The following is a 20,344-nucleotide window of genomic DNA, read 5'->3' on the forward strand; positions in this document are numbered from 1 at the left end:
GGGGGCGGCGGCTTGAGAACGGGGACGGAAGACACCGGCCCCGAGTCGCAGTTTCGCCCGGGTTCCCGCAGGTGCCCAGTGGCATCGATGGATCAATATATTTAAAACCTTGCCATCATGTAAACGGGTCGCGATCATAGGAGAATGCGGCGACTCCCCAGCGTCGAGGACGTGCTCGCTTTCCCGGAGGTGCAACGTGGCCATCCGGCGCTCCTCGCGGGGCGGCGGGGGATGGCGCGCGAGGTCACCTGGGTCCACGTGCTGGAGCTCAGCGGCATCTCCGGCCTGCTGCGCGGGGGCGAGATGGTGCTGCTCACCGGCGTCGCACTGCCCGACAGCAACGACGAACTGCGCCGCTGGGTCGAGGAACTGGCCGCGATGGGTGCCAGTGCGATCCTGATCCAGCTAGGCGAGCGCTGGGCCAAGCTGCCCGCCGCGCTCGTGCACGCCGCCGACGCCGCGGGCCTGCCGCTGATCACCCTGCGCACCGCGGTGCCGTTCGTGGACATCACGCGTGCGGTGCTGACCTCGATCGTCGACTCCTCACACGCCGAGCTGGAGGAATCCGCCCGGGTGTACGAGTTCCTGCACCGGATCGCGCTGGAGGGCCGCAGCGACACCGAGCTGGTGATGGCGGTGAGCTGGCTGGCGGCCTCCTCGATCGTGTTCGAGAACCGCAACCACCGGGTCGTCGCCGCGCACACGCTGCCCGAGCACGATCCCGAGGCGGTACTGCGGGACTGGGAACGCCGTTCGCGCCGGGACGGCGCCGGCGAGGGCTGGATCATCAGCGAGGTCGGTGCGCGCGGTCAGTCCTGGGGACGGCTGATCGCCCAGCCGGTGCCGGGCGCCCAGGCCACCCGCGCGCAGCGGCTGGCCGTCGCGCGCGGCGCGGAGACCATCGCGCTGCGCCGGATGATCGACGGCGACGGGATGCGGTTCGAGCTGGAGTCCAGGGCCGGTCTGCTCGCCCAGTTGGCGCGTGGCTACTACCGCTACGAGGGGGAGGGGCGGGCCCGCGCGGAAGCGGCGGGCTTCCCGGTGAACGGCCGTGTGCTGGCCGGGGTCGCGATCCGCGTCCCCGGCATCGAGGCGGCCAAGGCAGGGCTCGTCGTCGAGCGGTGCGCGTCGGCGGCGCGGCTGGACCTGTTGCTGGGCGAGGACAACGTCGGCCTGCTGTCGGTGCCCGCCGACCGTGACCCGGTCGCGGTGCTGCGCGGCTGGGCGAGGGCGCTGCGCCGCGAGCTCGCCCCGGCGGTGATCGGGGTCGGCGAGCCGGGCACGACGATGGACTCGATCCGGGGCTCGCTCGGCGAGGCGGTGGCGGCCGCGCGCGCCGAGGTCGCCAGCGGCGGCAGGCGGGCGGTGGTGCGGATGACCGACGTGGGCGTGCGCGGCCTGCTGGCGCAACTGGCGGGCGACCCCCGGCTGCAGTCCTTTGTGGAGCGGGAGCTGGGCGAGCTGCTCGGCGCCGATCACGCCGGTGAGCTGGACGCGTTGCGCGCCTACCTCGCCGAGGGGCGCAACAAGTCCGCCGCGGCCAACGCCGTACGGGTCAGCAGGCCCGCGTTCTACGCGCGCCTGCGCCGGGCCTCGGCGGTGCTGGACGCGGACCTGGAGGACCCGGAAAAGTGCGTCTCGCTGCAGCTGGCCTTCCTCGGGCTGGAGAGCCTGCGCGAACCGGACGCGACGCCGCACGCGACAGTGTGTAAGCGGTCGGCGGGCTGAGCTTACTGCGCGGCAAGCGCCGGCGCGTACCTCGACGGTTTTCTTGTGCCGCCATCGTGCCGCCGGGTAGTCTTCCGAACAGAAGTTAGGTCGGCAATGGTGCGACGCGAGGAGGCATCAACCCGGTGAGCGATCCAGCCGCATCCCGCCCGACGCCGGTGATCGATTCGAGCGTCCACGTCTTCTTCCCGGCCAATACGATGTTGCGGGAGTACCTGCGCGAGCCCTTCCGCGGCCGCGGCTTCCCCGACTACGAGATGACCTGGTACGGCGCGCCGGGCGGGGAGTACTCGCCGCGGGCGCGGACCCGGCCCGGCGAGGTGCCCGGTTCGGATCCCGACCTCGCGGGCAGGCAGTTGTTCGAGGAAACCGGCGTGGACGTCGCCGTGCTGCACCCGATGACCCGCGGCAACCTGCCGGACCGGCATCTCAACAGCGCGATTCACGCCGCGCACAACCAGATGCTGGTCGAACATTGGCTCGATTCGGGCACCTACGCCGACCGCTACCGCGGCACGATCCGGGTCAACGTCGAGGACGTCGACGGCGCGCTCAAGGAGATCGAGCGCTGGCACGACCATCCCCGCGTGGTGCAGCTGGGCATCCCGTTGCAGACGCGGGATCTCTACGGGCATCCGCGGTACGAGCCGATCTGGCGTGCGGCGTGCGAGACGGGACTGCCGGTGGCCGTGCACGTCGAGGTGGGGCACGGGGTGGACTCCTCGCCGACGCCCTCCGGCGCCGCCCGCACCTACCCGCAGTACTTCGGGTTCATGGCACTGAACTACCTCTACCACCTGATGAACATGATCGCCGAAGGCGTGTTCGAGAAGTACGACGACCTGAAGATCGTGTGGGCCGACGGCGGCGCGGACCTGCTGACGCCCTTCATCTGGCGGATGGACACCTTCGGCAGGCCGCACCTGGAGCAGACGCCGTGGGCTCCCCGGATCCCGAGCGCTTACCTGCCGGGACACGTGTTCTTCGTGCACAACAGCGTGGACGGCCCGCCGGACCCCGGGATCGCGGCGGAGTGGATGAGCATGACGGGCAAGCAGGACATGGTCATGTACGGGTCGAGCTACCCGCACTGGCACATGGCCGGTCCCGGGTCCCTGCCCGGCGGGTTGAGTGCTTCGCAGCGCGAGAAGGTGTTGTGGCGCAACGCCGCGAAGCTGTACGGGATCGACGTAGCGGCCCCGGTCGCCTGAGACGAGAGGAAACGGCTATGACGCTCGCGCAGGTCGAGGACAGGATCGCGGACACCAGGCTGGTACCGGTACGCGTGGTCGACAACGACGTCCACCCGGTGCCCAAGAACGGACAGTTCGGCGAATACATTCCCGAGCCCTACCGCAGCAAGTACTTCATGAAGCGGCGCTCGGGGGAGAGCATCACCTACGACGCCCCGGACTACAACGAGGCCAAGGCGATGCGGATGGACACCTTCCCGGCCGACGGCGGGTTTCCCGGCAGCGATCCGGCGATGGCGTTCCGGCAGGTGATCATGGAGGCCGGCTGCGACATCGCGATATTGGAGCCGGGCTCGCCCGACGACATCAGGCCGGAGATCGCCTCGGCGCGCTGCACCGCGATCAACCGGTGGCTCGACGATCAGTGGCTGACCGGCGAGGGCAACTGGCACGGCCGGTGGCGCGGCTCGATCTGCGCGGCCATCGAGGACCCGCAGGGGGCTGCGCGCGAGATCGAGTACTGGGCCGGGCACCCGTTCATGGCGCAGGTGCTCATCCACGCCGAGCCGCGGCCGTCGTGGGGCGACCCCAAGTACGACCCGGTATGGCAGGCGGCGACCAAGCACGACATCACCGTCGCGTGTCACCTCGGCCGCGGGTCCTTCGAGAACTACCCGCGCCCGCCGGTGGGCTGGCCCAGCTTCAACCACGACTTCATGGTCACCTACTCGCTGCTGGCCGCGAACCAGGTCATGAGCCTGATCTTCGACGGCGTGTTCGAGCGGTTCCCCACGCTGCGGATCGTGCTGGTGGAGCACGCGTTCACCTGGATACTGCCACTGATGTGGCGGATGGACGCGATCTACGCCGCCCGCAAGGGCGATCTGGACACCGTGCGCCGCAAGCCCTCGGACTACGTGCGCGAGCACATCTTCTTCTCCACCCAGCCGCTGGACTATCCGGAGGACAAGCTGGAGCTCACGCGCGCGATGGAGATGATGCGCGCCGACGAGCTGCTGCTGTTCTCCTCGGACTATCCACACTGGACATACGACGATCCGACGTGGGTGCTCAAGCACATCCCGGAGAAGATGCGGGACGCGATCATGTTCGAAAACGGCATCAGGCTGTACAAACTGCCCGAATCGCTGCCCGCGCTCGAAGGCCAGAAGCGGGTCTTCTGACCGTGACGATCGAATCGGGACGGCGGCTGGCCGCCGGGCGCGAGCACGTCGTGGCGAAGGTCGGCGAGATCGAGCCGGGCGGTTTCAAGCTGGTGCCCATCGGGCGGCACGGTGTCGGCGTCTACAACGTCGACGGCGACTACTACGCCATCGCCAACTACTGCCCGCACGAGGGCGGCCCGCTGTGCTCGGGCCGCCTCGGCGGGCGGAGCGTGACCGACGAGGACGCCCCGGGCGGCGCGTCGATCGTCGAGCAGGGCCAGTACATCTACTGTCCCTGGCACCAATGGGGTTTCGAGCTGGCCACCGGCACCACCGCCGTGAAACCCGAATGGACCATCCGCACCTATCCGGTCCGCGTCGACAACGACGACATCATCGTCACGGCTTGAGGAGGACGGCACATGCCCTCGGTGGAGATCAAGGGCGGTCTCGTCGAGTACGAGCTGCTCGGTCCCGACGACGGGAAACCGATCGTGCTCACCTACGGCGGCCGCTTCGGCAAGGACCATCCCGGCGCGCGCAAGCTCGCGGAGGCACTGGCCGCGGGCGGGCTGCAGGTGCTGATCTGGGACCGGCCCAACTGCGGCCGTTCCGATGTGCGGTTCCAGGGGCAGTCGGAGTCGCACATGCGCGCCGAAACGTTGGGCGCGCTGGTGAAAGCGCTGGATCTGGCACCGATCGTGTTCGCGGGCGGCTCCGGCGGCTCGCGTGACTCGGCGCTGACCGCGGCGTTGTATCCGGGGCTGGTCGACAAGCTCGTCCTGTGGCACATCGTCGGCGGCGTGTACGGCCCGATGTCGCTGGCCTCCTACTACGTGCTGCCCAGCATCCTCGCGGTGCGCCAGGGCGGGATGCAGGCGGTGCTGGCCCTGCCGGAATGGGCCGAGCTGATCGAGGCGAACCCGCGCAACAAGCAGCGGTTCCTCGATCTCGGCGCCGAGGAGTTGCTGACCGTGATGTTGCGGTGGCTCAACGCTTTCGTGCCCAAACCGGGCCAGACCTTCCCGGGCGTGGACGACTGGCTGATCGAGCAGATCAGCGCGCCAACACTGGTGATCCGTTCCGGCGAGGGCGACCTCGACCACCCCCGCCGCACCTCCTACGACGTGCACACGCTGATCAAGGGTTCGAAGTTCGTCGAGCCGCCGTGGGCCGAGGACGCGTGGGAACGGGCGATGGATCGTGCCGCCCGCGGCGAAGGCACCGTGCTCGATCCGTGGGTCGAGGCGGCGCCGGTGATCCTCGATTTCGTGGCGGAGTCATGAACGTCGGCGTGCTGCCCGGCGTGACCCCGCGCCTGATGCGGGACTCCGGAGGCTGGGAATCGATCGCCGAGTACCGCGACACCGGCGGCTACGCGGAGCTTCCCGGCGCCACCGCACTGCTGGACATGATCGAGGCGTCCGGGCTGCGCGGCCGTGGCGGCGCGTCGTTCCCGGCAGGGCGGAAGATGCGCGCGGTGCGCGCCGGTGAGGGTGTCCCGGTGATCGTCGCCAACGGCGAGGAGGGCGAACCCGCGTCGGTGAAGGACCGGTGGCTGTTGCGGACCCGGCCGCACCTCGTGCTGGACGGGATCCGGCACGCGGCCGTCGCGGTCGGCGCCGACCTCGCCTACGTGTACCTCTCCGACGCCGATGCCGAGCGCAGTGTCATCGACGCGATCGCCGAACTGGCGGCACAACCGGTGGAGCTGCGCGTGGTCCGCGTCGACCCGGCCTACATCGCGGGCGAGGAAACCGCCGCGGTGCGGTATCTGGGCGGCGGGCCGGCGAAGCCGGCCGACAAACCGCCGCGCCCGTTCGAGTCCGGTGTGGACGGCCGGCCGACGCTGGTGTCCAACGTCGAGACGTTGGCCAACCTGCCGTTGCTGACCCGTCTCGGGGTGGACGGCTACCGGGCGCAGGGCACGCACACGGCGCCGGGCACGTTCCTGCTGACACTCGGCGGCAGCGCGTCCAGTCCCGGGCTCTACGAAGTGCCGCTCGGCACCCCGATGGCCCGGGTGCTCGAGGCGTGGGGAGGCGTCGCGCCCGCGGGATTGCTGATGGGCGGCTATTTCGGCGGACTGCTGGGGGAGCGTGGCCAGGAGTCGACACTGGACTACGACAGCGTGGCACTCGGCTGCGGGGCGGTGACCGTACTGGGCCGGGAAGACTGCCCGGTGCACGTCGCGGCCGCGGTGATGGCCTACTTCGACCGGTCCAACGCGGGACAGTGCGGCTCGTGCTTCAACGGCACCGCGGCGATGAGCGCGGTGCTCTCGGCGCTGGTCGCACGCACGGCCACCGGCGAGGACGTCGCGCGCCTGCGGCGCTGGTCGACGATGCTGCCCCGGCGCGGCGCCTGCGGCACGCTCGACGGGGCCGCGCAGCTCGCGGCCTCCCTGCTGCGTGAGTTCCCCGGCGCGGTCGCGTCGCATGTGGACGGTGTGTGCGCGGCCTGTCCCGCCGACGGGCGGGTCGATGCCGCGGTGCCGTTCGCGATGGAGGTTCCGGGCGTGCCGGCCGGGCTGCTGAGGAGCTGAACAGATGCGGATCAAACTGGATCGCACGCTCTGCGACGGGTTCATGCGCTGCGCCGAGCACGCGCCGGAGATCTTCTCGCTGGACGACTGGGGTTACGCCTCGCTGACTTCGGACGGCACGATCGAGCCCGCCGACGAGGACAAGGTGCGCCGTGCGCTGCTGGACTGCCCGGCGCACGCGATCATCGAACTGCGTTCCGTGCCGGAGTAGCGGTCGATTCGCGGGGGACCAGGGTGGCGGCGATGGCCGGGCCGTCGCCGAGCCCGGCCGGCGCGCCCGCGATCTTGCGCAGCGCGAACGCCGCGACCTCCTGTGCGATGGCCCTGAGATTGATCCGGACCGTGGTCAGGCTCGGCACGAACACCTCGGCGAGCGGGCTGTCGTCATGACCGATGATCGACAGCTCGTCGGGCACCGCGACCCCCGCGCGCAGCGCGGCCCCGGTGACGACGGAGGCGACGTAGTCGTTGTAGGCGACGACGGCCGTGCATCCGGCATTCAGCCAGTCCCGCACGGCCGCGGCCGCCGAGCCGAGATCGGTCACGCGGTCGTCGACCACGTGCAGGCCACGGCGTCCGGCCTGCTCGTGGACCAGGCGGAACCGGTCGCCGGCAAGGAAAGCCAGCCGGGGATCGGCCGGGCGAGCGTAGGCGATGCGGCGGTGCCCCAGATCGGCCAGATGATCGACCTGCAGGCGCGGTCCCGCGGCGAAGCGCCCGCCGCCGTGCCCGGACTGGCCGGGATCGTCCGGTTCGGGAAAGATCGCGACCCCGTTCGCATGCAGCGCGGCGACCTGTTCCGCGTCGAACGGCGCCATGCCCATCACCAGGTCCGCGGGAATGAGCTCCCACAGCGGACGCCCGGCCCCGCTCACGTGCGGGCTCCAGGCCACGAGCGTGTAGCCCGCCTCGTCCAGTGCCAGCGCGATCTCGGTCAGCAGATGGTGCATCACGTCGTCGATGGGCCAGTCGGGAAGCACGAGCAGCACGATGTCGCTGTAGCCGCGGGCGAGCGCCTGCGCGGCGCTGTTGGGGCGGTAACCGAGCTGGAGCGCGGCGGTCAGCACGCGGCGCCTGGTGTCCTCGGAGATGGACTGACCCGGCGTGTCGTTGAGGACGAAGCCGACGGTCGCGCGGGAGACCCCGACCGCCTTGGCGACCTCTTCGGCCGTCACCCGCCGCCCGATCTTCACCCCGGTCCTTCCGCTGCTCTTGTGTGCCCTGGGTCACCGGAAGTATAGTGACTACTAGCGGGCGCTAGTACAGGTCAGAGGCCATTTTTGAATGTCGTGACACGAGGGAGTGGCGATCATGGCGGATCGCGTCTCGGCCTCGTTCGCGCGACGGTCACCAGGTGAGCAGCGCGGCCTCGGCGGGCTCGTCCTCGGGTGTCGGCACCGCCTTGAGCGGGCGGCGCTTCGTGGACTCGCCGACCAGGCGTGGCGAGGGGGCGATGCCCCACAGATCGTCGATGAGTCCGCGCAGCGCTTCACGGCGCAACCGGTAGAAGTAGTTCCGGCCGTGCTTGCGCACCTCGATCAACCCGGCCTGGGTGAGGATCTTGGTGTGGTAGGAGATCGTCGGTTTGGACACCGGGAGGGTGTCCTCCAGCGTGCTGCACGCCAGCTCGTCCACGTCGGCGATCTGCTGGACGATGCTCCAGCGGATCGGATCGCCTAACGCTTTGAAGACTTCCGCCGTGCTGATCGGCTCGTGAGGCATGGCAGGTCCCTCCTGTCCGACCGAGGTCGACCTTTCGCTAATTATCAACCTACCGTACGGTTTCGTCGATACGGGATGCGATCCGGCGCACGCGGGCGGTGTGCCGGTTCGACGCGTATGCTGCCGTTTTCACCTGGTGCGAAAGGAGCGCGGGATGGCGGCAGGTTCCGGCGACGCGGTGCTGGTGACCGAGCCCGCCGCCGGCGTGCGGCTGCTGACGCTCAACCGGCCCGGCGTGCGCAACGCGATGACCGGCGAGATGACCGCGGCCTGGGACAAGGCCATCGACGCGATCGCGGACGACCGTGAGACGCGGGTGCTGGTGGTGACCGGTGAAGGCAGCTCGTTCTGTTCGGGCGCGGATCTCTCGTGGCTGGACCAGGGTGCGGCCCAGGACCTGACGGCCGACCGGCTGCGGGACCGGATGCTGCCGTTCTACCGGAGCTGGCTGCGGCCGCGGTCGCTGCCGTTCCCGGTGATCGCCGCGGTGAACGGGCCCGCCGTCGGTGCCGGGGTGTGCCTCGCGCTGGCCTGCGATCTGCGGCACGCGAGCACGGACGCGCGGTTCAGCACGCCGTTCATCTACCTGGGAACGCACGGTGGGCTTGGCGCCACCTGGCTGCTGCCCGAGGCGATCGGTGTCTCCAGGGCGCGTGAAATGCTTTACACCGGGCGGGAAGTGGCGCCGGAGGAGGCGCTGAACTGGGGCCTGGTCACGGCCGTGGCCGATGAAAACATCGTCGAGTACTCCGTCGAGGTCGCCACCCGGATGGCCGAGGCCGCGCCGATCGCGTTGCGGCTGACCAAGACCGGCCTCGAACAGGCGGCGGCGGGCCTCGAGGCGGCGCTGCAGTGGGAGGCCGTGGCGCAGCCGATCACGATGACGACGGCCGACCTGCACGAAGGCATCCAGGCGAAGCGGCAGCATCGCGCGCCTCGCTTCGAAGGACGCTGATTCCCGGTCGCCGCGTTCGTGGCCGAGCCGAAAGCTGCCGAGCCGCCGAGCCGCGAGCCGCGAGCCGCGAGCCGCGCCGATTTCGCCCCAAGCTCCGTCTCCGGCACTGTTGAGTGCTGCCCGGTTTCCCCCTAAACTGCTCACGATACGAGAAGTTTAAAAATATGGATTGGTGGCGGCGAGTGCGCGGCAACGGGGACACGCTTTTCATCGACGGCGCATGGTGCGGGGCCGACGACGGTGGCACGTTCGAGGTCACCGATCCCAGCCGCGGCACGGTGATCGGCCACGCCGCGGACGCCGGCGCCGCCGAGACCGGCCGCGCGATCGAGGCGGCCGCGAAGGCGTTCACCACCTGGAGCCGCGAGACGGCGTACGGCCGGGCGGCCGTCCTGCGCAAGGCGCACGCGCTGATGCTCGAACGCCACGAGGAACTGGCCCGGTTGATGACCCGCGAACAAGGCAAACCGCTCAAGGCGGCGCGCAACGAGGTCCGCTACGCCGCCGACTTCCTCGAATGGTTCGCCGAGGAGGCCAAGCGTGTCTACGGCAGCACGATTCCCTCGGCGCGCGCCGACCAGCGCTTCGTCGTCATGCGCCAGCCGGCCGGTGTGGTCGCCGCGATCACGCCCTGGAACTACCCGATCTCGATGATCACCCGCAAGGTCGCCCCCGCCATCGCGGCCGGCTGCGCGATCGTGCTCAAACCCGCGGAACAGACGCCACTGTGTGCCGCCGCGGTGTTCGAGATCCTCGCCGAGGCCGGCCTGCCCGCGGGCGTCGCCAACCTGGTCACCACGAACCGGCCGGAGCCGGTGGGGGACCGGCTGGTCGGGTCACCGGTGGTCCGCAAACTCACCTTCACCGGCTCGACCGAGGTCGGCAAGATGCTCGGCGGCCGCGCGACCGCTTCGACGATGAAACGGATCTCGATGGAACTGGGCGGGCACGCGCCGTTCCTGGTCTTCCCCGACGCCGATCCCGAGCACGCCGCCAAGGGTGCGGCGCTGGTCAAGTTCCTCAACACCGGCCAGGCCTGCATCTGCCCCAACCGGATCTACGTGCACCGCTCGATCATGGGCCCGTTCGCCGACGCGCTGGTGGCCAGGGTGAAGCGGATGCGTGTCGGCCCCGGTGACGAGGACGGCGTCCAGATCGGCCCGCTGGTCGACGACGCCGCGCTGGCGAAGGTGGGCGACCAGGTCGAGGACGCGGTCGGCAAGGGCGCCCGGCTACTGGCGGGTGGCGAGCGCGTGACCGGCGGCGAACTGGGCAACGGCCGGTTCTTCGCGCCGACCGTGCTCGCCGACGTCACCCCGGACATGCTCATCTACCGCGAGGAAACCTTCGGGCCGGTGGCCGCGCTCATCCCGTTCGACGAGGAGGACGAGGTGATCGAGGCGGCCAACGACACCGAGTACGGCCTCGCTTCCTACGTCTACACCCACGATCTCGGCCGCGCGGTCCGTGTCGCCGAGGCGCTGCGGTTCGGCATCGTCGGCATCAACGACATCAACCCCACGGCCGCGGCCGCGCCGTTCGGCGGCGTCGGGGTGAGCGGCACCGGGCGCGAGGGCGGCGCCGAGGGAATCGAGGAATACCTCGACGTCAAGCTTGTCGGGCTCGCGGTGCGCTGAATTTCCGCGCGGAAGGAACGATTCCATGAAATTGACGGCGGGACAGAACCTGGTGAGCCTCGTCGACAGCACGTCGGTGATCGTCGTACGGGCACCGGCGGGCGAGGTGCGGATCACCTGCGGTGGCCGGGAGATGGTGCCGCAGGGCAGCACCGCGGTCTCGGTGCTCTCACCTGTGCCGGGACAAGGCGGCGCGCAGCTGGGAAAGCGTTACGCCGACGAGGAACTGGGGCTGGAACTGTTGTGCGTCAAGGGCGGTAGCGAACAGCTGGCGGCCGACGGAGCTCCGCTGGCGCCGAAAACGGCGAAACCGCTGCCCGCGTCCGACTGAAATATCGAATTATTTACAAGTATAAACGCCGGGCGTAGGCTGACCTCGAACGTGCTGGGCGTTCGCCTAGCACGTTTTTCCCGAGCCTGGCCGGAATCCGAGCGCACCGCGAGGAGACAGCGTGAAGAAGGTCGTCAGGAAGACGGGCGATCACGGGATCGGCCAGATGGTCCACGTCGTGCACATGACCGACGACGTGCCGGAGCTGCAGGCGTTCTACGAGAACGTCTTCGGCGGTTTCGTCTACCTGGGGGTGGACGAACCGACCTACCTCGACGTCGAGGACCGCTACGCGTCGTTGCTCATGATCGGCGACCTGTGCGTCGAGGTGATGGCGCCGAAGCCGCCCGTCAACGCCACCAAACCGGTCGGCAAGTTCTACACGAAGTACGGGCGGCACCTGCATTCGGTGGGCTACAAGGTCGACGACCTTCCCGGACTGGCGTACCGGCTGATCGAGAAGGGCGTCTACGTCGCCAAACCGGGCGGCGGCAGGCTGGAAAACCCCGACGCCGAGACGATGTACTTCTTTCCCAGCCCGCGCGACACCGCGGGCCTGATGGTCGAGCTGACGAAATTCGACATGCCCGGCGACCCGCGTATCGAGGCCACCTGGTCCTCGCTGGCGAAACTGTGGCGCACGCATCCGCTGACGATCAAGCGGTTCTCCTCGGTCACCCTCGGTGTGCGAGACCTCGACTCGGCCGTGAAAACCTACGCCGACATCATGCAGGGCGAACCACTGCGGTCCGGTGTGGACAGTGAGCTGGACGCCGAGTACATCACGCTCCGCCTCGGCGACTGCCTGCTCCGCATCGCCGAACCACGCGACGAGTCCTCCGACCTCGGTAAACACGTCGCGCGGTGGGGCAACATGATCTACAGCCTGCATTTCCAGGTCGCCGACCTCGGCTCGGCCTCGTCCTGGCTCGATCGCCACGACGTTCGCACCCGGCGCATCAGTGCCAGGACCATCGTCACCGACGAGCGGGACACCTTCGGCGCACCCATCTACTTCAGCACCGCGGACACGAGGGAGAACGGTGATGGAGCCTGAGCTCTCGTCCGACCGGAAACTGTTCCAGGCGACGGCAAGAGAGTTCCTGGACAAGGAATACCCGCTCGAACGGATCCGCGGGATGGAGGGCAGCGGGCCTGCCTTCGACCGGGGCTGGTGGCGGCAGGCGGCGGAACTGGGCTGGACGTCGCTGCTCGTGCCCGAGGAACTGGGCGGCGGCAGCGTGTCCGGCCGGTCGGTCTCCGACCTGACGCTGCTCGCCGAGGTGCTCGGCGCCGGCGTCGCGCCCGGCCCGATGCTGCCGGTGAACGTGGTACTGGCCGGTCTGGTCGAGGTGACCGGACACGAGGACCTGATCGCGGCGCTCGTCTCGGGGGAGCGGCTGGCCACCTGGGCGGTGTACGAGCCGGGGCGGCCGTGGGAACCGCTCGCACCGGCCTTGACCGCCACACCCGTCGACGGCGGTTTCCGGCTCGACGGGGACAAGGACCGCGTCGAGTCCATTGGGGAATGCGATCTGCTGCTGGTCAGCGCCATGACGCCGGACGGTGTCGCCCAGTTCCTGGTGCCCGCCGACGCAGGCGGGGTGTCAGTGACTCCACAATGGAGCTTCGACCTTTCGCGCCGGTTCGGTGCGGTTCGTTTCGACGGAGTCCAGGTCGGCGCCCACGACATCGTGCGCGGGGCGGCGGTACTACGGCGGCAGGCGCAGATCGCGCAGCTGATCCAGTGTGCCGAGGTCTGCGGCGGGCTCGACCGGGTCGTCGCGTTCACCACGCAGTGGGCTTTCGACCGCTACAGCTTCGGCCGTCCCATCGCGTCCTACCAGGCGCTCAAGCACCGGTTCGCCGACATGCGGACCTGGCTCGAAGCGTGTTACGCGACCACCGCCGCGGCCGCCGACGCCGTGCAGGACCGTGCGCCGGACGCGGCGGAGCTGGTCAGTGTCGCGAAATCGTTCGTCGGTGACCATTCGGTGCGGATTCTCCAGGACTGTGTGCAGATCCACGGCGGCATCGGCGTCACCTGGGAGCACGATCTGCACCTGTTCCTGCGCCGCGCCACGCTGAACCAGTCGCTGTACGGGACGCCGCAGGACCACCGCCTGCGGCTGGCCGAACTGGCCGGAGTCTGAAAGAGACCACGATGACCGAAACCGTCGAAGAGTTCCGGCGCCGCGCCAGAACCTGGCTCGCCGCGACCATGCCGCGGCTCGAGGACGCGCACTCCACCGACGACGACGAAGCGCACTGGCGGCGGGCACGGGAACTGCAGCGCATGCTCTACGCGGGCGGCTTCGCGGGCATCTGTTTCCCGCAGGAGTACGGCGGTCTCGGGCTCGGCCCGGAGTACCAGCGGGCGTTCACCGAGGAGTCGGCAGGCTATGAGATGCCGCTCAACCTCAACATCCCGACGTTCAGTATCTGCGCGCCGACGCTGCTGGACATGGGCAGCGAGGACCAGAAGCGCACGCACCTGCCCGCGGTGATCCGCGGCGACGAGATCCTGTGCCAGTTCCTGTCCGAGCCCAGCGGCGGCTCCGACCTCGCCGGGCTGCTCACCAGGGCCGAACGCGACGGCGACACCTGGATCCTCAACGGGGCGAAGACGTGGAGCTCGTCGGCCTACGCCGCGGACTACGCGCTGTGCCTTGCCCGGACCGATCCGGAGGTGCCCAAGCACGAGGGGCTGACGATGTTCCTGGTGCCGACGAAGGCGCCGGGCATCACGCTGAACCGGATCCGGATGGTCAACGGATCGACCGAGTTCTGCGAGGAGTTCTTCGACAACGTGGTGCTTCCGGCGGAGGCCGTCGTCGGGGAGGTCAACGGCGGCTGGGCGGTGGCGTCGCGCCAGCTCTACCACGAACGCAACGCGGTCGGCGGTGGTTCGCCCTACGTCAGCGGCCGCGGCCTGCCCCCGACGACGGTGTACTCCACGCCGGTCGAGGTCGCGCGCGCCACCGGAAGCGGCGCCGATCCGCTTGTGCGGGAGCGGATCGGCGAATGGCTCGCCACGTCGAAGGTGCTGGATCAGCTCGTGGCGCGGGTGTCGCACGGGGTCGCGGCGGGTCATCTGCCGCCCACGGCGACTTCGCTGCTGCGCCTGCTCAACGCGCAGGCCTCGCAGTTGTCCGCCGACCTGGCGATGCGGATCGCCGGTGGATACGCCGCGGTCGGCCAGGGCCCGCAGATGGGCACCACCGGCCGCGCGGCCGTGGGCTACCTGATGCGGCAGAGCGCGAGCCTCGGTGGCGGCAGCACCGAGATGTCCCGCAACGTGATCAGCGAACGGATGCTCGGGATGCCACGGGAGTACGCGGCCGACAGGGGAGTGCCGTTCAAGGACATCAGCCGGACACGGGGAGCGCGATGAACCTGGCCATGATTCTCGACATGGTCGCCGAGGGCATGCCGGAACGGGTGCTCATCGGGGACAAACGCGACGGGCTGACCGCGGCCGCAGTGCGCGCCAAGGCGATCGCCGGAGCCGAGCGGGTGCAGGCCGCCGGCGCCGACCGGCTCGTCCATCTCGGCCCCAACGGCCCGGGCTTTCCCCTCGCGCTGTTCTCGGCGGTGTTCGCCGGCGTGCCGTTCCTGCCGGTGAACTACCGGCTCAGCGAGGACCAGCTCGGCGACATCCTGTCGCGTTCGGACAATCCGCTGGTCGTCACGGACACGCCGGAGCGGGTCGCGGGCGGGACCGTGCTCGGGCTGGACGAGTTCCTCGCACTGTCGCCTTCGGACAGTGAATCCGCCGCGGCACACACCGTCGATCCGGATTCGGTCGCCGTGCTGCTCATGACCAGCGGGACGACGGCGGCGCCGAAGAGCGCGGTCCTGCGGCACCGCAACCTCGCGTCCTACCTGTTCGGCTCGGTCGAGTTCGCCTCGGCCGAACCGGATGACGCGACACTGGTGAGCGTGCCGCCCTACCACATCGCGGCCGTGGCCAACATCCTGTCGAACCTCTACGCCGGCCGCCGCATCGTCTACCTGGACCGGTTCACCGCGCCCGGCTGGCTGGATCTCGTTGCCGGGCAGGGCATCACGCACGCGATGGTGGTGCCGACGATGCTGGTCCGCATCGTCGGTGAACTGAAATCGCGTGGCACGCGAGGACCGGCGAGCCTGCGCTCGATCTCCTACGGAGGGGCGAAGATCTCGGCGGCGATCGTCGAGGACGCGCTGCGCCTGCTGCCCTCGGCGGGATTCGTCAACGCCTACGGGCTCACCGAGACCGCGTCCTCGGTCGCGGTGCTCGGCCCGGAAGACCACCGGGAGGCGCTGGCCGCCACCGATCCCGCCGTGCGGGCCAGGCTGGGCTCGGTGGGCCGGGCGTTGCCCTCGGTGGAGATCGAGGTGCACGACGAGGACGGGAAACCGGTCGAGCCCGGCGTCGTCGGGGAGATCGTCGTGCGTGGCCCCCAGGTCTCCGGTGAGTACGTGGAAAAGGGCACCCAGGTCCGGCCGGACGGCTGGTTTCCCACGCGCGATCAGGGATATCTGGACGAGGAGGGCTATCTGTTCGTGCGCGGCCGCGCCGACGACACGATCATCCGGGGCGGCGAGAACATCGCACCGGCCGAGATCGAGGAAGTCCTCGCCGGGCATCCCGCGGTGCTCGACTGCGTCGTCGCGGGGATTCCCGACATCGAGTGGGGGCACCGCATCGGCGCGTTCATCGTGCTACGGCAAGGAGAAACGGCCGAGCCGGACGTGCTGCGCACCTGGGTCCGCGAGCGCCTTCGCGGATCGAAGACGCCGGAGGAGATCGTGTTCGTCGACGAGCTGCCGACCTCGGCGACGGGCAAGGTGCTGCGCCGTGAACTGATCGCCGCGCATCAGGCGGCACACGGCCAAAAGTCCAGGTAGATCAACTGAGAACGGCTTGAGGTTCGATAGATTTACATCTACTATCCCCACTGGGCTCTCAATGAGGAGAGGTTCGTCGCATGGTCAAGCCGATGCAAGGTGTGCGGGTCCTCGAGGTCGCGCAGTTCACCTTCGTTCCCTCCGCGGGCGCGGTTCTCGCCGACTGGGGCGCGGAGGTCATCAAGATCGAGCACGCCGAGAAGGGCGACGCGCAGCGCGGCCTGGTCAAGGCGCTCGGCCATGACGTGATCTCGCAGGGATCGTCGTTCGCGCCCATCATGGAGGGTCCCAACCGGGGAAAGCGCAGTCTCGGCCTGGCATTGGAAAAGGACGAGGCGAAAGGGGTGCTGCGCGAACTGGTGCGCCGCAGCGATGTCTTCCTGACGAACTTCCTGCCCGGCGCGCGGGCGAAACTCGGCATCGACGTCGAGGACATCCGCAAGATCAACCCCGACATCATCTACACACTGGGCACCGGTTTCGGGCACAGCGGGCCGGAAGCGGACAAGGGTGGCTACGACATGACGGCCTTCTGGGCCCGTGGCGGCAGCGGCGACTCGTCGACCCCGCCGGGCGCGCAGTGGCTGACCCCGATGCCCACCGGCGCCTACGGCGACTCGATCGGCGGGATGACGATCGCGTGCGGCATCTGCGCGGCGCTCTTCTCCCGCGCGCAGACCGGGCACGCCGCCACGGTCGACGTGTCGTTGCTCGGCGTCGGGGCCTGGGCGACGCAGCTCAACGTCAACCTCGCGCTGATGGCGGGTGGCCCGCTGCCCAAGTTTCCGCCGGGAAAGCGCGCCCCCACGGGCAATCCGCTGACCTCGACTTATGTGACCGCGGACGACCGGTGGCTCGTGCTCAACATGCTCCAGCCCGGCCGGTACTGGCCCGAGTTCTGCCGGGTCGTCGGCCGTCCCGAGCTGATCGACGATCCGCGTTTCGACTCCGCGGAGACGCTGATGGCCAACGCGGGTGAGGCGGCCGAGATCGTCGCGGACATCATTTCCGGTCGCACCAAGGACGAATGGACCGCCGCCTTCGCCGGCATGGAAGGGCAGTGGTCGGTCGTCCAGGACACCTGGGAAGTCGGTAACGACGAATCGCTCACCGCGATCGGGCAGATCGCGGCGCTGACCGACGCCGAGGGCGTGCCGCGCAAGCTGGTCGGCACACCCGTGCAGTTCGACCGTGAACCGGCCTCGCTGACGCGTGCGCCGCAGTTCGCCGAGCACACCGACGACATCCTGCGCGAGCTGGGGTTGTCCGACGAGGAGCTGCTCAACCTCAAGATCTCCGGCGCGGTCACCTGAACTCGAACAAAAAGTTGGGAGGCACTGACATGTTGCCAGCGGACGCCAAGGTCATTTCCGTCGATGACCATGTGATCGAACACCCGCGAGTATGGCTGGACCGGCTGCCGTCGAAGTACGCCGACGACGCGCCGCGGATCGAGACGTTGCCCGACGGCAACGACACGTGGATCTACGAGGGCAAACCCGCCGGCAACTTCGCGCTCAACGCGGTGGCGGGCAAGCATCCTCGCGAGTTCGGCATGGACCCGCGCAGCTACCAGGACATGCGGCCCGGCTGCCACGACGTCGCCGAGCGCATCAGGGACATGGACGCCGAGGGCGTCTGGGCGCAACTCGGCTTCCCGAACATGGGCGGGTTCGCGGGCAGCACCTTCTACCAGGGCACCGACCGCGCGCTGGCCGCGGAATGCGTCCGCGCCTACAACGACTTCATCCTCGACGAGTGGTGCGCCTACGCGCCGGACCGGCTCATCCCGCTGGTCATGGTGCCGTTCTGGGACGTCGAGGCCTCGGTGAAGGAGGTCGAGCGGACGGCCGCCAAGGGCGCGCGCTCGGTCAGCTTCCTGGAAGCGCCGCACCGGTTCGGCCTGCCCTCCTACCACACCGACCACTGGGACCCGCTGCTGCGCGTGTGCGAGGAAGCCGGGCTGCCGTTGTCGGTCCACTTCGGATCGGGCGGGGTGCCGCAGGGGCTGGCGCCCGACGGCGACATGTTCATCATGATCGCGCTGTTCGGCGTCAACTCGATGCAGGCCACGGTGGATCTGCTGATGTCGCCGGTGTTCTACAAGTTCCCCAACCTCAAGTTCGTCCTCTCCGAAGGCGGGATCGGCTGGATCCCCTATCTTCTGGAGCGCACGGACTACTCCTGGGAGCGGCACCGGTACTGGTGCGACATCAACGCCGAGCAGCGGCCCTCGGAGCTGTTCGACGACCACATCTTCGGCTGCTTCATCGCCGACCACGCAGGCCTCGAGCTGCGGCATCGCATCGGTGTGAACAATATTCTGTTCGAGAGTGACTACCCGCATTCGGACTCGAACTGGCCGCATACGAGGAAGATGCTGGCCGAGGCGATGACCGACGTCCCCGACGACGAGGCCCGGCTCATCGTCGAGGGCAACGCCCGGCGGATCTTCAACTTCCCGGCCTGACCATGCGCGCGGGATTCGTGGGTGCCGGCCGGATGGGCCGCCCGGTGGTGCGCCGGCGGGAGGTCGCGGCGGGGCCGAGGCGGGCGAGGCGCGCGGGCTGCTCGTCGTGGACGCGCCGGTGAGCGGCGGGCCGGAGCACGGGGCCGCCGGTGAGCTGACCCTGTTCGCCGGTGGCATGGACACCGTGCAGGCCGGGCTGCTGCCGCAACGAGTCTGAACACACCTTGGGAGACGGAGGCCGAGATGGTATTGGGTGAGCGCATGCTCGTGGACGGCGAGCTGGTGACCGCGGGCAACGGCCGTAGCTTCGACAACGTCAACCCGGCGACGGAGCAGACCATCGGCTCGGTTCCGGACGCGGACGCCGCCGACATGGAACGCGCGATCGGCGCCGCCCGGCGCGCGTTCGACACCACGAGCTGGTCCACCGACACCGCGTTCCGGCAGCACTGTCTGCGCCAGTTGCGCGACGCGCTGCGCGAGCACGCCGAAGAACTCCGTCCGATGATCGTCGCCGAGGCGGGCACCCCGGTCGCGCTCACCGCGGCGATCCAGCTCGACGGGCCGATCGGGTATCTCGACCACTACATCGATCTGCTGGCGGGCTACGAGTTCGAGCACGCACTGCCGGACAAGGAGGTCTACGGCGTGCGAACCGAACGCATCGTGCGCCGCGAGGCCGCCGGCGTGGTCGGCGCGATCACGCCGTGGAACTATCCGCTCTATCTCAATCTGTGCAAGACCAGCGCCGCGCTCGCGGCCGGCTGCACCGTGGTGCTCAAACCGGCGCCCGACACCCCGGCCAACGCGCTGGCGCTGGGCGAGATCGTCCGCGAGCACACCGACATCCCGCCCGGCGTGTTCAACGTCGTGACCACCAGCGACAACGGCGTCGCCCAGCTGCTGGCGACGCATCCGGACGTGGACGCCGTCACGCTCACCGGCTCCACCGGCACCGGGCGCAAGGTCATGGCCGCGGCGGCGGGCACCGTGAAGCGGGTGACGCTGGAACTCGGCGGCAAGTCGGCCGCCGTGGTGCTCGACGACGCCGACCTGTCCTCGATCCTGCCCGGCATGGCCATGCAGATCTGCGTCCACGCCGGGCAGGGCTGCGCGACACTGACCAGGTTGCTCGTGCCGAGGTCCACAGTGGACGACGCCGTGGAGATCCTCAAGGACGGCATGTCCGGTATCCCGTGGGGTGATCCGGCCGATCCGGGCAACCTCATGGGGCCGGTCATCAACGCACAGCAGCGCGACAAGGTGCTGTGGTACTACGAGTCGGCGCGCAACGACGGCCAGATCGTGCTCGGCGGGCGGCCCACGACGCGGTTCGAGCGCGGCTACTACGTGGAGCCCACGCTCATCACCGGCGTCGGCCCGAAGTCCCCGGTCGCGCAGGACGAGGTCTTCGGGCCCGCGCTGGTGGTGCTGCCCTTCGACGATGACGACGACGCCGTGCGGATCGCCGACAGCACGATCTACGGCCTGTCCTCGGCGGTCTACAGCGCCGACCGCGAGCGCGCGATGGGCATCGCGCGCCGCTTCCGCGCCGGGACCGTCGGCGTCAACGGCGGGTCGTGGTTCGACACCGACGCCCCGTTCGGCGGCTACAAGCAGAGCGGGCTCGGCCGCGAATGGGGCACCGAGGGCCTCGAAGAATTCCTCGAGACCAAGACGATCGCCATCCCAGCCAAGTGAGAG

Annotated in this window: 20 protein-coding genes; 18 read left to right on the top strand and 2 right to left on the bottom strand. The window is 69.4% G+C overall.

Annotation, left to right across the window (positions count from 1 at the left end):
• The first annotated feature begins 144 nt into the window (after positions 1–144).
• The 7 genes from HFP15_RS01650 to HFP15_RS01680 all read left to right on the top strand — a co-directional run bounded on the left by HFP15_RS01650 (position 145) and on the right by HFP15_RS01680 (position 6,843).
• Entirely contained in the window at positions 145–1,728 is a 1,584-nt protein-coding gene (locus HFP15_RS01650; RefSeq protein ID WP_168510593.1) for a PucR family transcriptional regulator, read from the top strand.
• A gap of 125 nt (positions 1,729–1,853) precedes the next feature.
• Positions 1,854–2,939 carry an amidohydrolase family protein gene (locus HFP15_RS01655; RefSeq protein WP_210716602.1) on the top strand — a complete coding sequence of 362 codons (1,086 nt, stop codon included), beginning with the start codon at positions 1,854–1,856 and terminating at the stop codon, positions 2,937–2,939.
• 17 nt (positions 2,940–2,956) lie between these two features.
• Positions 2,957–4,105 carry an amidohydrolase family protein gene (locus HFP15_RS01660; RefSeq protein ID WP_168510595.1) on the top strand — a complete coding sequence of 383 codons (1,149 nt, stop codon included), beginning with the start codon at positions 2,957–2,959 and terminating at the stop codon, positions 4,103–4,105.
• Between the two features lie 2 nt (positions 4,106–4,107).
• Complete coding sequence (locus tag HFP15_RS01665; protein ID WP_168510597.1) at positions 4,108–4,497, top strand: Rieske (2Fe-2S) protein; 390 nt, start codon at positions 4,108–4,110, stop codon at positions 4,495–4,497.
• A 12-nt stretch (positions 4,498–4,509) separates the two neighbouring features.
• Positions 4,510–5,373, top strand: a complete 864-nt coding sequence (locus tag HFP15_RS01670) for an alpha/beta fold hydrolase (RefSeq protein ID WP_168510598.1) — start codon at positions 4,510–4,512, stop codon at positions 5,371–5,373.
• The gene (locus HFP15_RS01675; RefSeq protein WP_168510601.1) at positions 5,370–6,632 is read left to right on the top strand and encodes an NADH-ubiquinone oxidoreductase-F iron-sulfur binding region domain-containing protein; all 1,263 of its coding nucleotides are present in this window, start codon (positions 5,370–5,372) and stop codon (positions 6,630–6,632) included. The genes HFP15_RS01670 and HFP15_RS01675 overlap by 4 nt, the downstream gene beginning before the upstream one ends.
• Before the next feature lie 4 nt (positions 6,633–6,636).
• A complete protein-coding gene (locus HFP15_RS01680; RefSeq protein WP_168510603.1) occupies positions 6,637–6,843 on the top strand; it encodes a ferredoxin in 207 nt (68 codons plus the stop codon).
• On the opposite strand, the gene HFP15_RS43760 is transcribed toward HFP15_RS01680, so the two are convergent.
• Both HFP15_RS43760 and HFP15_RS01690 read right to left on the bottom strand, forming a co-directional pair.
• Entirely contained in the window at positions 6,815–7,825 is a 1,011-nt protein-coding gene (locus tag HFP15_RS43760) for a LacI family DNA-binding transcriptional regulator (protein ID WP_168510605.1), read from the bottom strand. The genes HFP15_RS01680 and HFP15_RS43760 overlap by 29 nt on opposite strands.
• Positions 7,826–7,979: 154 nt before the next feature.
• Positions 7,980–8,354, bottom strand: coding sequence for an ArsR/SmtB family transcription factor (locus HFP15_RS01690; RefSeq protein WP_168510607.1), 375 nt, complete (start codon positions 8,352–8,354; stop codon positions 7,980–7,982).
• 154 nt (positions 8,355–8,508) lie between these two features.
• Between HFP15_RS01690 and HFP15_RS01695 the strand changes: the two genes are divergently transcribed.
• The 11 genes from HFP15_RS01695 (at position 8,509) to HFP15_RS01745 (ending at position 20,341) form a co-directional block, all read left to right on the top strand.
• Positions 8,509–9,309 carry an enoyl-CoA hydratase/isomerase family protein gene (locus HFP15_RS01695; protein ID WP_168510609.1) on the top strand — a complete coding sequence of 267 codons (801 nt, stop codon included), beginning with the start codon at positions 8,509–8,511 and terminating at the stop codon, positions 9,307–9,309.
• A gap of 164 nt (positions 9,310–9,473) precedes the next feature.
• Positions 9,474–10,946 carry an NAD-dependent succinate-semialdehyde dehydrogenase gene (locus HFP15_RS01700; RefSeq protein ID WP_168510611.1) on the top strand — a complete coding sequence of 491 codons (1,473 nt, stop codon included), beginning with the start codon at positions 9,474–9,476 and terminating at the stop codon, positions 10,944–10,946.
• A gap of 25 nt (positions 10,947–10,971) precedes the next feature.
• On the top strand, positions 10,972–11,277 hold the full coding sequence (locus HFP15_RS01705; RefSeq protein WP_168510613.1) for a hypothetical protein: 306 nt from the start codon (positions 10,972–10,974) through the stop codon (positions 11,275–11,277).
• Between the two features lie 121 nt (positions 11,278–11,398).
• Entirely contained in the window at positions 11,399–12,334 is a 936-nt protein-coding gene (locus tag HFP15_RS01710) for a VOC family protein (RefSeq protein WP_168510615.1), read from the top strand.
• Positions 12,324–13,430: an acyl-CoA dehydrogenase family protein gene (locus HFP15_RS01715; protein ID WP_168510617.1), complete on the top strand. Its 1,107-nt coding sequence runs from the start codon at positions 12,324–12,326 to the stop codon at positions 13,428–13,430. Before HFP15_RS01710 ends, HFP15_RS01715 begins: the two co-directional genes overlap by 11 nt.
• Positions 13,431–13,441: 11 nt before the next feature.
• Positions 13,442–14,671 (top strand): acyl-CoA dehydrogenase family protein, encoded by a 1,230-nt coding sequence (locus tag HFP15_RS01720; RefSeq protein WP_210716603.1) that lies wholly within the window; start codon positions 13,442–13,444, stop codon positions 14,669–14,671.
• Positions 14,668–16,170 carry a class I adenylate-forming enzyme family protein gene (locus HFP15_RS01725; RefSeq protein ID WP_168510619.1) on the top strand — a complete coding sequence of 501 codons (1,503 nt, stop codon included), beginning with the start codon at positions 14,668–14,670 and terminating at the stop codon, positions 16,168–16,170. Before HFP15_RS01720 ends, HFP15_RS01725 begins: the two co-directional genes overlap by 4 nt.
• 80 nt (positions 16,171–16,250) lie before the next feature.
• The gene (locus tag HFP15_RS01730; RefSeq protein ID WP_168510621.1) at positions 16,251–17,483 is read left to right on the top strand and encodes a CaiB/BaiF CoA transferase family protein; all 1,233 of its coding nucleotides are present in this window, start codon (positions 16,251–16,253) and stop codon (positions 17,481–17,483) included.
• A gap of 29 nt (positions 17,484–17,512) precedes the next feature.
• Entirely contained in the window at positions 17,513–18,640 is a 1,128-nt protein-coding gene (locus HFP15_RS01735; protein ID WP_168510623.1) for an amidohydrolase family protein, read from the top strand.
• A 13-nt stretch (positions 18,641–18,653) separates the two neighbouring features.
• Positions 18,654–18,857, top strand: coding sequence for an NAD(P)-binding domain-containing protein (locus tag HFP15_RS43765; protein WP_168511255.1), 204 nt, complete (start codon positions 18,654–18,656; stop codon positions 18,855–18,857).
• Positions 18,858–18,883: 26 nt separating this feature from the next.
• Positions 18,884–20,341, top strand: coding sequence for an aldehyde dehydrogenase family protein (locus HFP15_RS01745; protein ID WP_168510625.1), 1,458 nt, complete (start codon positions 18,884–18,886; stop codon positions 20,339–20,341).
• Positions 20,342–20,344: the final 3 nt, after the last annotated feature.

This window comes from Amycolatopsis acididurans (genome assembly GCF_012328925.1).
In the GTDB taxonomy this organism is placed as follows: domain Bacteria; phylum Actinomycetota; class Actinomycetes; order Mycobacteriales; family Pseudonocardiaceae; genus Amycolatopsis_E; species Amycolatopsis_E acididurans.